Raw genomic sequence first — 12,671 nt, 5'->3', positions numbered from 1 at the left:
GGTACGGGTGCGGGGCGCGCGACCGGCCCGCGGACCCGTCTGGCGCCGGAGCCTGGCGGAAGCGGGCGCGGACGCGTGATGCGTCACACCTGACGTGCCGGAGGCCGCGCCCGCGCGGGGGACCGCTCCCCGCGCGCGTGGACCCGCCCCGCCCACCCTCCCGCTCGGGATAGCGTGGTGGGCGCACATCGAAGCGCGCGCCGAGGCGCGCATCGACGGGAACCGGCGGCGAGGAGCGGGACACATGCGGGGTGGGACGGCATCGTGAGGCTCCTGCACACCTCCGACTGGCATCTCGGCCGGTCCTTCCACCGCGTCGGTCTCCTCGACGCCCAGGCCGCCTTCCTCGACCACCTCGTGGCGACCGTCCGCACGCACGACGTGGACGCCGTCCTCGTCGCAGGCGACGTCTACGACCGGGCCGTGCCGCCGCTGCCGGCCGTCGAGCTGTTCGACACCGCCCTGCACCGGCTCGCCGAGGCCGGCGTGCCCACCGTCATGATCTCCGGCAACCACGACTCGGCCCGCCGCCTCGGCGTCGGCGCCGGCCTCATCGAACGGGCCGGCATCCACCTCCGTACCGACCCCGACGGCATCGGCACCCCCGTCGTCCTCTCCGACGCCCACGGCGAGGTCGCCCTCTACGGCCTGCCCTACCTCGAACCCGCGCTCGTCCGCGAACGGCTCGGCGCCGAGAGAACCGGACACGAGGCCGTCCTCACCGCCGCCATGGACCGCGTCCGCGCCGACCTCGCCCGCCGGCCCGCCGGGACCCGCTCCGTGGTCCTCGCCCACGCCTTCGTCGCCGGCGGCGCCGCCAGCGACAGCGAGCGGGACATCACGGTCGGCGGCGTCGCCGCCGTCCCCGCCGGAATCTTCGACGGCGTCGACTACGTCGCCCTCGGGCACCTCCACGGCAGCCAGACCCTCACCCCGCGCGTCCGCTACTCGGGCTCCCCCCTCGCGTACTCCTTCTCCGAGGCCGACCACCGCAAGACGATGTGGCTGATCGACCTGGGCGAGGACGGCACGATCACCGCCGACGCTCGCCTCGACTGCCCCGTCCCGCGCCCCCTCGCCCGCATCCGGGGGAGGCTCGACGACCTCCTCGCCGACCCGGCGCTCACCCCGCACGAGGAGTCCTGGGTCGAGGCCACCCTCACCGACCCGACGCGACCGGCCGAGCCCATGGCGCGGCTCACCGCACGCTTCCCGCACGCCCTCAACCTGGTCTTCGACCCGGATCGGACGGGCGACGACACCGGCGCGTCCTACGCCCAGCGGCTCCGCGACCGCAGCGACCAGCAGATCGCGGAGGACTTCGTGGCCCACGTACGCGGCGGAGCCGCCCTCGACGGCGCCGAACGGGCCGTCCTGTACGGGGCCTTCGACGACGTCCGGGTCGACACGGCCGAGCGCGAGGCGGTCCGGTGAGGCTGCACCGCCTGGAGATCACCGCGTTCGGGCCCTTCGGCAGCACGCAGAAGGTCGACTTCGACGCCCTGTCCGCCGCCGGGCTCTTCCTGCTCCACGGCCCGACCGGCGCCGGCAAGACCTCCGTCCTCGACGCCGTCTGCTTCGCCCTGTACGGGAGCGTGCCCGGAGTCCGCCAGAACCCCGGCACCTCCCTGCGCAGCGACCACGCGCCCGTCGGCACGTACACCGAGGTCCTCCTCGAACTCACCGTCGGCGACCGGCGCCTGGAGATCACCCGCCGCCCCGCCCAGCAGCGCCCCAAGAAGCGCGGCGGCGGCTTCACCACGGAGAAGGCCCAGACCTGGCTCCGCCAGTACGACCCGGCCACCGGCGACTGGGCCGGCCTCAGCCGCTCCCACCAGGAGATCGGAGAGGAGATCACCCAGCTCGTCGGCATGAGCCGCGAGCAGTTCTGCCAGGTCGTCCTCCTCCCGCAGGGTGACTTCGCCCGCTTCCTCCGCGCCGACGCCGAGGCCCGCGGCAAGCTCCTCGGCCGTCTCTTCGACACCCGCCGCTTCGCCGCCGTCGAGGACCGCCTCGCCGAGCTGCGCCGCACCGCCCAGCAGGAGGTCGAGGACGGGGACGCCCGGCTCCTCGCCCTCGCCCACCGCATGACCCAGGCCGCCGGCGGCCTCGCCACCGCGCGTACCCCCGTGGAGGGCCGGCCCGGGGACCCCGGACTCGCCGAGGCCGTCCTCACCTGGGCCGCCGTCGCCCGCACCGAGGCCCACGAGGCCCTCGACATCGCCGGCGTCCGCCTCGCCGCGGCCGAGCGCGGCCGGGCCGCCGCGCGTGCCGCCCTCGACGCGGCGAACGACCTCGCCGCCCGGCAGGCCCGGCACGCCGACGCCCTCCGGCGCCGCGAGCGGCTCACCGAGCAGGCGCCCGAGCGCGACCGCTCCCAGCACTCCCTCGACCGCAGCCTCAAGGCCGACCGGGTGGCGCCCGCCCTCGGCCTGCGCCGGGACGCCGAGCGCGAGCACACCGCCGCGCACACCGCCCGGGAACGTGCCCGCGCCCTGCTTCCCCCCGACCTCGCCGACGCGGGCGCCGAGCACCTCTCCGCCCTCGAACGCCGGCTGCGCGAAGAGCTCGGCGGCCTCGACGCGGCCCGCCGGGCCGAGGCCCGCGCCGCCGCCGTCGCCGAGGAGCGCGCCGGGCTCACCCGCGAGGCGCGCGCCGACGAGGACGTCCTGCGCGACGCCGCCGACTGGCTCGCCGGCTGGGAACCGCGCCGCACCGCCCTCGTCGAGCGCGTCGAGGCGGCCCGCGACGCCGCCGCCCGCGCCGAACACCTCGCGGGCCGCCTGGAGCCCGCCCGCCGCAGGCTCGAAGCGGCCCGCCGCCGCGACGCGCTCGCCGAGGACGTCCGCGAGGCCGAGACCCGCCTCGCGGAGGCCCGCGAGCGCCGCAACAGCGCCCATGAGCACTGGCTCGACGTCAAGTCCCGCCGCCTGGAGGGCATCGCTGCCGAACTCGCCGTCACCCTCGCCCCCGGCGACCCCTGCCAGGTGTGCGGCTCCACCGCCCACCCGGCCCCCGCCCGCACCACGGCCGACCACATCGACCGAGCCACCGAGGACGCCGCCTACGCCGCCCACACCCGCGCCGAGGAGACCCGCACGGCCGCCGAACGCGCGCTCGCCGTCACCCGCGAGTCCTGGTCCACGGCCCGTACGGAGGTGCGGGCGGGGCACGAGTCCCCGGAGCCCACCGTCGGCGAACTCGCCGCCGAGGCCGACGAGCTGGCCCGCCTGCACGCCGAGGCGCACGCCCTCGCCGCGCGGACGCACCACGCGCGGGAGGCGCTCGCGCGGGCCGAGCGCGAGCACGAGGAACGCGCCGGCGCGCAGCGGGAGGCCGAGAGGCGCGTCGCGGCCCGGACCTCGCGCCGGGAAGCCCTGGAGCGCGAGCAGTCCGCGCTCGACGAGGAACTCACGCGGGGGCGCGGCGCGTTCGCCACCGTGGCCGAACACGCCACCCTTCTGGAGCGCCGGATCGCCCTCCTGGTCGACGCCGCCGGAACCGTCCGCGCCGCCGAGCTCTCCGCCCAGCGCCTCAAGGAGGCCGACGACCGGCTCGCCGACGCCGCCTACCGCGCGGGCTTCACCACCCCCGCCGAGGCCGCGGACGCCCTCCTCGCCGAGGACGAACGCCGCACCCTCCAGCAGCGCGTGGACGCCTGGCGGGCCGAGGACGCCGCCGTCGCGGACCGGCTCGCCGAGCCCGGCACGGCCGAGGCCGCCGCCCTGCCGCCCGCCGACCCCGCCGGCGCGGGCGCCGCGCACACGGCGGCGGAACGCGTGCTCCGCGAGGCCGACGCGGCCCTGGCCGCCGCCCGCGAGCGGGCCGGCGGACTGGCCGGACTCTCCCGGCAGGCCGTCACCGAGGTCCGCCGCCTCGGCCCGCTGCGCGAGGAGTACGACCGGGTGGCGCGCCTCGCCGCCCTCACCGCCGGCACCTCCGCCGAGAACGAGCGACGGATGCGCCTGGAGTCGTACGTGCTCGCCGCCCGGCTCGAACAGGTCGCGGCCGCCGCGAGCGCCCGGCTCCAGCGGATGTCCTCGGGCCGCTACACCCTCGTCCACTCCGACGCCCGCTCGGGCGGCAAGCGGTCGGGGCTCGGCCTGCACGTCGTCGACGCCTGGACCGGCAACGAGCGCGACACGGCCACGCTCTCCGGCGGCGAGACCTTCTTCGCCTCGCTGGCGCTCGCCCTCGGCCTCGCCGACGTCGTCACCGACGAGGCGGGCGGGGTCAGGCTCGACACCCTCTTCATCGACGAGGGTTTCGGCAGCCTCGACGAGCAGACGCTCGACGAGGTGCTCGACGTCCTCGACTCGCTGCGCGAACGCGACCGCAGCGTCGGCATCGTCAGCCACGTCGGGGATCTGCGCCGCCGGATCCCGGCCCAGCTGGAGGTCGTCAAGGCACGGCAGGGCTCGGCGGTGCGGCTGCGCACCGGCGGGGACGCGCTCAGCGGCTGAGCGAACGCCGCGGCAGCGGGGAGGAGTAGACGACGCTGGTGGTCACGGCACCGAGCGTGGCGACCTTCCCGGTGATCCCCTCCAGGTGCTTCATCGAGCGGGCCGCGACCTTGAGGACGAAGCAGTCGTCACCGGTGACGTGGTGCGCCTCCAGGACCTCCGGCGTGGTGTCGAGCAGGTCGTGGAACGGCTTGTAGTTGCCGTGCGGGTAGCGCAGCCGCACGAAGGCGAGGATCGGCAGGCCGAGGCGGTCCTGGTCGACGACCGCCGTGTACCCGCTGATCACCCCGGCCTCCTCCAGGCGGCGCACCCGCTCGGTCACCGCGGACGGCGACATCGACACCGTGCGGGCGAGCTCGGCGAAGCTGGCGCGGCCCTCGGCCTGGAGCGCTTCGAGGATGCGCCAGTCGGTGGCGTCGGGCGTGTATGCGCTGTTCATGGGGAGATCCTGCGGGGAGATCCCCGGTCGATCAAGCGGAGGACCGGGGATTCCCGCGATGCGAACGGCTCAGAGGCGTGAGATCTCGTCCACCAGGTCGTCCAGCCCCAGCGGGCCCTGAGAGAGGGCCGCCATGTGCCAGGCCTTCGCGTCGAAGGAATCGCCGCGCGCGGCCATGGCGTTGGCCCGGCCGAGCAGCCAGGCGCGCTCGCCCAGCTTGTAGCCGATCGCCTGGCCCGGCATCGACAGATAGCGGGTCATCTCGCTCTCCACGAACGACGGCGGACGGCTGCTGTGCAGCTGGAAGAACTCCTGGGCGAGCTCCGGCGTCCACCGCTCGCCCGGGCGGAAGGGGGACTCGGCGGGGATCTCCAGACCGAGGTGCATGCCGATGTCCACGATCACCCGGCACGCGCGCATCATCTGGCTGTCGAGGTAGCCGAGGCGGCGCTCCGCGTCGGGCAGGAAGCCGAGTTCGTCCATCAGGCGCTCCGCGTAGAGCGCCCAGCCCTCCGAGTTCGCGCTGACCTTGCCGATGGTCGCCTGGTAGCGGGAGAGCCGGTCGGCGACGTGCACCCACTGCGCGAGCTGCAGATGATGACCGGGCACGCCCTCGTGGTACCAGGTCGACACCAGGTCGTACACCGGGAAGCGGGTCGTGCCGTCCACGGGCAGCCAGGTGCGGCCGGGGCGCGAGAAGTCCTCGGACGGGCCCGTGTAGTACGGCGCGGCGGCGCCGCCCGGCGGGGCGATCCGCGACTCCACCCGGCGTACGCGGTCGGCGAGTTCGAAGTGGCGGCCGTCGAGCGCCTCGATGGCCTCGTCCATGAGTTCCTGGAGCCAGACCTGCACCGCCTCCACGCCCTCGATGTGCGTGCCGTGCTCGTCGAGGTGGGCGAGCGCCTCCCAGGGGCCCGCGCCCGGCAGGATCCGCTCGGCCTCGGTCCTCATCTCGGCGAGGAGCCGGTGGTACTCGCTCCAGCCGTACGCGTAGGCCTGGTCGAGGTCCAGGTCGGTGCCGTTGAAGAAGCGGGTCCAGCGCTGGTAGCGCTCGCGGCCCACGGTGTTCGGCGCGCCGGCGACGGCCGGGGCGTACACGTCCCGCATCCAGTCCCGCAGTGCCTCGACGGCCGCGGTGGCGCCCTTGGCCGCCGTCGCGAGCTCGTCCCGCAGCGCCCCGGAGAGCGTGTCGGGGCCGGAGGCGGCGAACTCCTGGAACCAGCCCGGCTTCCCGCTCGTCCCGCCGGCCCAGTCGGTGAGCTGCTCGACGAAGGTGGCGGTGGGGCGCGGCCCGCCGAGGAGCCCCCGCTCCAGGCCCAGCGCGAGCGCCGCGCGGTATCCCTCCAGGGCGTCCGGTACCGCGCGCAGCCGGGCCGCGACGGCCGTCCAGTCCTCCTCGCTCTCCGTCGGCATCACGGTGAACACGATCCGGACGCTGTGCGCGGGCGAGCGCATGTTGCTGACCGTGCGGAGGTTCTCCTCGGCCTCGTGCATGGCGAGTTCCGCCGTCAGCCGCTCCCGCAGCAGCCGCGCGCAGCGCCGCTCCGCGTCGCTGTCCGCGCCCGGCACCCGCTCCGCCTCGTCGAGCCTGGCGAGCGTACGGCGGGCGAGGTCGGCCACCGCACGCTGGCCTGCGGGTGAGAAGTCCGGCAGCCGTCCGGCGCTCTCCTTGACTCCCAGGTACGTACCGGTGATCGGGTCGAGGGCGATGAGTGCGTCGACGTGGTCGTCGGCGACCTGGCGGGGCAGCGGGCAGCTGGAAGTGTCTGGCATGGGGGTCATCCTGGCGCCTCCGGCGGGCCCGCGTCACCCTCGTCCGGGCTCAGTCGGCTGACAAGGAAGGGCCGGGAGAGGGCGGCAGGAGTGGGCCGCACTCCCACTGCTGGAAGATCAGCCGGGTCTCCACGCGGGCCACCTCGCGGCGCGAGGTGAACTCGTCGAGGACGAGACGCTGCAGGTCGGCGGGGTCCGCCACGGCCACGTGCACCAGGTAGTCGTCCGGCCCCGTCAGATGGAACAGCGCCCGGGACTCGGGCAGGGCCCGGATCCGGTCGACGAACGGACCGATCAGTTCGCGCCGATGCGGGCGGACCTGGACGAGAAGAAGCGCTTCGAGCCCCCGCCCGAGTTTGGCCGGATCCAGTCGTAGCTGGTGTCCGAGGATCACGCCCGTGCGGCGCAGCCGCGCCACCCGGTCGAGGCAGGTGGAGGGTGCGACGCCGACCTCGGCGGCGAGTTCGCGGTAGGTGCTCCGGGCGTCGTTCTGCAGGAGGCGAAGAATGTGCAGATCGACCGCGTCCAGTACGACAGAATCGGCCATCGGCCGAACGTAGCACGGCAATTTCCCGCTACTTCCCGGTATCCGTTCACAGTGCCGCCATGGACGCCATGGATCACGGCCGCTCGGTCACCCCGAGGGCCCTCGCCACCGAAGCCGTGCACGCCGGCCGCGAAGACCTCGCCGGACTCGGTCTGCACGCCCCGCCGCTCGACCTGTCCACCACCTACCCCTCGTACGACGCCCGGGCCGAGGCCGCCCGGATCGACGAGTTCGCCACCACGGGCGCCCGGCTCGACGGACCGCCCGTCTACGCCCGCCTGGACAACCCGACCGTGGCCCGCTTCGAGGAGGCCCTCGCCCGTCTGGAGGGCGCCGAGGCCGCCGTCGCCTTCGCCAGCGGCATGGCCGCCCTCACCGCCGTGCTCCTCGCGCGGGCGAGCCAGGGCCTGCGCCACGTCGTCGCGGTCCGCCCGCTCTACGGCTGCAGCGACCACCTCCTCGACGCCGGGCTGCTCGGCACCGAGGTGACCTGGACCGACCCGGCGGGCATCGCCGAGGCGATACGTCCCGACACCGGGCTCGTCATGGTCGAGTCGCCCGCCAACCCGACCCTCGCCGAGGCGGACATCCGGGCGATCGCCCACTCCTGCGGCTCCGTCCCGCTGCTCGTCGACAACACCTTCGCCACCCCCGTGCTCCAGCGCCCGGTCGAGCAGGGCGCCCGCGTCGTGCTGCACAGCGCGACCAAGTACCTGGGCGGTCACGGCGACGTCATGGGCGGGGTCGTCGCCTGCGACGAGGAGTTCGCCCGCACGCTCCGGCAGGTCCGTTTCGCCACCGGCGGGGTGCTCCACCCGCTCGCGGGGTACCTGCTGCTGCGCGGTCTCTCCACCCTTCCGGTACGGGTCAGGGCGGCGTCCTCGACGGCCGCCGAGCTCGTCCGGCGCCTCGCCACCGACCCCCGGATCGCCCGGGTCCACTACCCGCGGATCGGCGGCGCGATGATCGCCTTCGAGGTGTACGGGGACCCGCACGACGTGATCGCCGGGGTGCGGCTGATCACCCCCGCGGTCAGTCTCGGCAGCGTCGACACCCTGATCCAGCACCCGGCCTCCATCAGCCACCGGATCGTGGCCGAGGGGGACCGGCGCTCGGCGGGCGTCAGCGACCGTCTCCTGCGGATGTCGGTGGGCCTGGAGGACGTCGAGGACCTGTGGCGCGACCTGACGGAGGCGCTCAGCGCTCCGCCCGCCGGGCCCCTTCGGGCGACTGCTCCCACGGGGTCCGAGCCGGTCGCGGTGCCGGGTCGAGCCGGGCGGTGACGACCAGGGTGCCCTCCTCGATCTGGTAGTCGAGGGGCAGGTTCAGCCCCCGCATCGCGGCCACCATCCCCGTGTTCGAGGACTGGGTCACGGCGTACACGCTGTCGCAGCCGGTCTCCTCGGCCATCGCCACCAGGCGGCCGAGGAGTTCGGACCCGATGCCGCGCCGCTGCCAGTCGTCCTCGACCAGCAGGGCGACCTCCGTCTCGTCGCCGTCCCACAGCAGATGGCCGAGGGCGACGAGCCGGCCGGAGGCCGTCTGGACGGCGAGGGTGCGGCCGAAGCGGGGGCTGAGCAGATGGTCGAGGTAGCGGTCGGCGTCGCCGACCGGGCCGTGGTAGCGCAGACCGAGGGTGCGGGCCGAGCAGCGGTCGTGCATGGCGCGCGCGGCGGCCAGGTCGCGCTGGTCGGCGCGGCGGACGGTGATCTCGTTGCCCTCGGGCAGGGTCAGCACGTCCTGGCTGCGCGGGACGCGCGGGCCGAGCCGGGCGTCGAGCTCGACGAGGGCGCGGGCCCGTGCGAACTCGGTCGGCGTGAAGGGCAGATAGGGCCGCTCGATGATCAGGGTGCCGCCGTGCGGGTCGCGCAGCCGCATCACGGTCTCTTCCAGGACGCCCTCGACCGGGGCCTGTTCGCCGGTGGGGCGGCCGGTGAGCGAGACGGCCGGGACGGAGTGCAGGGTGCAGCGTCCCAGGAGCCGGCGCAGGGAGAGCGGCAGTTCGGCCGCGTCGAGCGCGGTGCGGGTGGCGAGGCCGAGGACCCGGGTGGGGGTGTCCACCAGGTCGTGGGCGTCGGCCCGCTCCGTCCAGGTGTCGCGGCCGCCGGCCGCGGCGGTCTCGCGGGCGAGGGCCTGGGCCGACAGGTCGGCGGGGGCCCGTAGCAGGAACTCGTCGACGGTGCCGTCCCCGAGCGGATGGGTCTGCAGGGTGAGGATGTCCACGCCGAGGCGGGCGAGGGCCGTGCACAGGGCGGCGAGGCTGCCCGGGGTGTCCTCGACGGTGGTCCGCATGCGCCACAGTGTCGTCCCGGCGGGCGGCGCGGGCGCGGTCATGGTCTCCGGGGTGGGGTGCCCGCCGGTGTCGCCGGCGGGCGGTGCATGGCTGGCATGACCGTGTCGCCGTGCCCACCAGGTGTGGAACGCGGCCGTGGCGACCAGCGCGATCGCGGAGAAGACCAGGAGGTAGGGGCCGTCGGGACCCTTGACGATGGTCTTGGCGATCGTGTCGGCCACCACCACGGCGGTGAACAGGCCGGCGAGTTCGATCAGGTCGTGCCGCCAGTGGTGCGGACGGCGGCTGCTCTTCGAAGACGTCACATCGGTCATGGCCTCACTGTGGCCCAGCGGTGTTGCGTGATCACGAACGCTTTGTGACTGATGGGTTAAGCGCCGATCTGGAAGCTTAAAGGCCGATTCGGACCGGTTCTGCCGGAGGTTGACCGGCCGCCTGGCCGAGTGCGTTCAGCAGTCGTCCGGCCTGCACCACCAGCCGCGTGGAACCCCGCCCCGAGGCGAGCGCGTCGAGTCCGGCGACCTCGCCCACGGCCCCGCACCGCTCCACGCAGTCGGCCGCGACCGCGAGGAGCTCGCCGAGCCCGTGCACCGGCTTGTCGGCGTCGAGCAGCACCGGGAGCATCGCCGACAGGATCGCCCAGACCGTCCTGTACGCGCCCGTGGCCGCCGCCGTCCTCGCCGCGTCCGCGAGCCGGTTCGGCTTGACCGTCCCCTCCGCCACCAGCCACGCCAGCTCCGTGGCGAGCCGCCGGGCGTCCAGCTCGCCCCGGGCCGCCAGGACGAGCACGGCGTCCACCGCGCGCAAGCGGTCGTCGGCGTCCACGCAGCCGAGACCGAGGGCCAGGGCCAAGGGCACCGCCCGGCCGGCCGGACCGTCCGCCTCGGCCAGCGCGGTCAGGGGTTCGGTCGCGCCGCGCGCGTCCGCCTCGACGGAGTGCGCGAGCGTCGCGAGGAGACACGCGGCGAGCAGCTCGCGGTCGGCCGGCAGCGCGGGAGCCCAGGGAGCACGGTCCTCCACCCCGTGGCGGCAGCGCCGGGGGATCGCCTCCAGGGCGCCCCCGAGCCACCGGAAGGCGGGCGGGAACTCCGCCCGGACCGCGGGCCGCTCGCCGAGGTCCACCACGATCCGGTCGGACAGGTGGTACCTCGGCGGAGCGCCGTCCTCGTCCGGCCGGAGCAACCGCACCGTCGCCCCCACGGGTGCGTCCCGCCGCAGCCACGCGGCGAGCCGGCCACCGGCCCGGGTGCCGAGTGCCGCCGCCCGCTCGGCCGCCCGCCCCGCCGACGGGTCGGCCCGCAGCACCCGGAGCAGGGCCTGCGCGAGATCGGCCGGAGCGGGCTCGACACCCGCGTCCCGGTACTCCCGGAGCCGTTCCACCAGCACCAGCGGGTCGATCGCCCCCGTGTGCAGGGTCGGCGCGGCGAGGAGGAACGGCAGCGCGCCCGTGCCGACCAGGCCGGCGGCCTCCCACAGCCGGGCGTCGAGGACCCCCGACAGCGCCTGGTGGAGGCAGGCGCCCGAGTCGGGTCCCCGGGTCCGCCGCAGGTCGACGACCGCCGGGTCCAGGTGGCCGAGCAGCCCCGCGACCACCACGGTGATCCCCGGGGCGAGGTGCGCGGAGGAACGGGACGGCCCCTCGTGCTCCGGCGCGGGAAGGGTCTCCCGCACCGCCCGCACGACGGCCGCCCGGTCCCGGTGCGCGTGCCGCACCAGGCCGTCGAGCGCCCGCTCGAACACGACGGGCTGCTCGGGGAGCCGGTCCAGGACCAGCTCCGCCATCAGCTCCTCGACGGTCGTCGCGGGGGGCGGGACCAGCTGCGCCTCGGACACCGGCGGCAGGATCTCCTCGTACGCGGCGACCGCCCCCGGCTTCAGGTCCGCGCCGAACAGCTCCTCGGCGGCCCGCCGGTGCGTCGGGCTCAGCAGCGCGGCGGCCTCGGTCACCTCACGCCGCACGCCCCGGTCCACCGCGGACAGGTGACGGCCCACCAGTGTGAGGGCCCGCTCCTGAAGGTCGGTGTCCTCGTTCCCGAAGGCCTCCGTCACGGCCGGCAACAGCTCTCCCGCCGCGCCCGGCTCCCGGGCCAGCACCGTGCCGACCAGCGCCAACTGGGCCCGCACGAGCTTCTTCTCGGTACGGAGGAGCACACCGGCCGTCATCTCGGCCAGGTCGCCGGACGGCAGTGCCCCCGCCGAGGCGAGCTCCACGAGGAGGTCCTGGGCGTACCCGGCCACGAGCGACGGCGCGTCGGCCGCGATCCCGATCCAGTCCGGGATCCGCTCCCGCAGCTCCTCCGCGTCCGGTTCGAGCAGCCGCACCGTCTCCAGCGCGAGCCGCAGGTGCCGCAGGGGGCCGCCGCGCAGCAGCCGCGACACGCACGGGTCCAGGACCTGGGCGCGGTCCAGGACTCCCGCCCCGACGAGCGTCCGCAGCACGGAGGGCCAGTAGCCCGTCCCCCCGCGAGCGGCGGGGCGGGTCATCGCCTCGGGGGGCTCGGCCATCGCGAGGGCGTGCGCCACCAGGGCAGGGGTCTGCGGGTCCGCGCGGAGCCGCTCCACGAGCCGGCCGTCGGTGACGTCCCGGACCCATCCGGTGACGTAGCCGTCGGTCGGGGGAACGGCGTACCCGGCGCGGACGATCAGCCCGTGCAGCAGGGGGTAGCTGTCCTCCGCCACGGCCCGGCGCCGGGCCAGCCGCCCCGCCAGGTCCGCCGCCCACTCCGGGGCCGGATCCCCGAGCGCCGCGAGGGCCAGGGGCTGGTCCTCCGCCCGGATCCGAAGGTCGCGCGCACCGAGCCAGCTCGCCGCAGCCACGGGTGTGGGGAGACAGCCGGCGCCCGCCACGCACAGCGCGCTGCGGATCCGGTCGGATACGGACGGAGGCGTGGCTCGTTCCCCGGCGCGCACCTCGGCGCGCAGCGTTCTGAGCCGGGTGAGCGCGGCCTTGCGCTCGGCGGCGTCGAGCGGCTCCAGGAGCGCCGGCACCTCACCGGGCCTCCCGGCGATCACCGCCGCGAGGAGCCTCTCGACCCCGGAGCGGGCGGGCTCGGGCGCGGAAGGGCGGACGTCGGTCAGCTGCACGGATCGCGTCATGGGAACGACGTTAGGCGCCCCCACTGACAGTCACCGGACCGAAGACGCCCGCCCCGTCCG

8 protein-coding genes are annotated in these 12,671 nt (G+C 75.5%); 3 read left to right on the top strand and 5 right to left on the bottom strand.

Annotated features, from left to right (window positions below; genetic code table 11):
* Window positions 1-264: 264 nt before the first annotated feature.
* Window positions 265-1,434, top strand: a complete 1,170-nt coding sequence (locus ABTY59_RS30915) for an exonuclease SbcCD subunit D (RefSeq protein ID WP_352022377.1) — start codon at window positions 265-267, stop codon at window positions 1,432-1,434.
* On the top strand, window positions 1,431-4,463 hold the full coding sequence (locus ABTY59_RS30910; protein ID WP_352022376.1) for an AAA family ATPase: 3,033 nt from the start codon (window positions 1,431-1,433) through the stop codon (window positions 4,461-4,463). Before ABTY59_RS30915 ends, ABTY59_RS30910 begins: the two co-directional genes overlap by 4 nt.
* On the opposite strand, the gene ABTY59_RS30905 is transcribed toward ABTY59_RS30910, so the two are convergent.
* The 3 genes from ABTY59_RS30905 to ABTY59_RS30895 form a co-directional block, all read right to left on the bottom strand.
* A complete protein-coding gene (locus ABTY59_RS30905) occupies window positions 4,453-4,902 on the bottom strand; it encodes an Lrp/AsnC family transcriptional regulator (RefSeq protein WP_352022375.1) in 450 nt (149 codons plus the stop codon). The genes ABTY59_RS30910 and ABTY59_RS30905 overlap by 11 nt on opposite strands.
* Window positions 4,903-4,971: 69 nt before the next feature.
* Window positions 4,972-6,675, bottom strand: a complete 1,704-nt coding sequence (locus ABTY59_RS30900) for a DUF885 domain-containing protein (protein WP_352022374.1) — start codon at window positions 6,673-6,675, stop codon at window positions 4,972-4,974.
* 49 nt (window positions 6,676-6,724) lie between these two features.
* Window positions 6,725-7,222, bottom strand: a complete 498-nt coding sequence (locus ABTY59_RS30895; RefSeq protein ID WP_030686247.1) for an Lrp/AsnC family transcriptional regulator — start codon at window positions 7,220-7,222, stop codon at window positions 6,725-6,727.
* 59 nt (window positions 7,223-7,281) lie between these two features.
* Between ABTY59_RS30895 and ABTY59_RS30890 the strand changes: the two genes are divergently transcribed.
* Window positions 7,282-8,505, top strand: coding sequence for a trans-sulfuration enzyme family protein (locus tag ABTY59_RS30890; protein ID WP_352022373.1), 1,224 nt, complete (start codon window positions 7,282-7,284; stop codon window positions 8,503-8,505).
* On the opposite strand, the gene ABTY59_RS30885 is transcribed toward ABTY59_RS30890, so the two are convergent.
* Together ABTY59_RS30885 and ABTY59_RS30880 are read right to left on the bottom strand one after the other, a co-directional pair.
* Window positions 8,420-9,829, bottom strand: coding sequence for a GNAT family N-acetyltransferase (locus tag ABTY59_RS30885; RefSeq protein WP_352022372.1), 1,410 nt, complete (start codon window positions 9,827-9,829; stop codon window positions 8,420-8,422). The genes ABTY59_RS30890 and ABTY59_RS30885 overlap by 86 nt on opposite strands.
* A 76-nt stretch (window positions 9,830-9,905) precedes the next feature.
* On the bottom strand, window positions 9,906-12,611 hold the full coding sequence (locus ABTY59_RS30880; RefSeq protein WP_352022371.1) for a DUF7824 domain-containing protein: 2,706 nt from the start codon (window positions 12,609-12,611) through the stop codon (window positions 9,906-9,908).
* Between the last annotated feature and the right edge of the window lie 60 nt (window positions 12,612-12,671).

Origin of the sequence: Streptomyces sp. NPDC096079 (assembly GCF_040303145.1) — a bacterium.
GTDB lineage: Bacteria > Actinomycetota > Actinomycetes > Streptomycetales > Streptomycetaceae > Streptomyces.
Note: the sequence above shows the minus strand (reverse complement) of the source record. Positions and strands in the feature narration are given on the sequence as shown.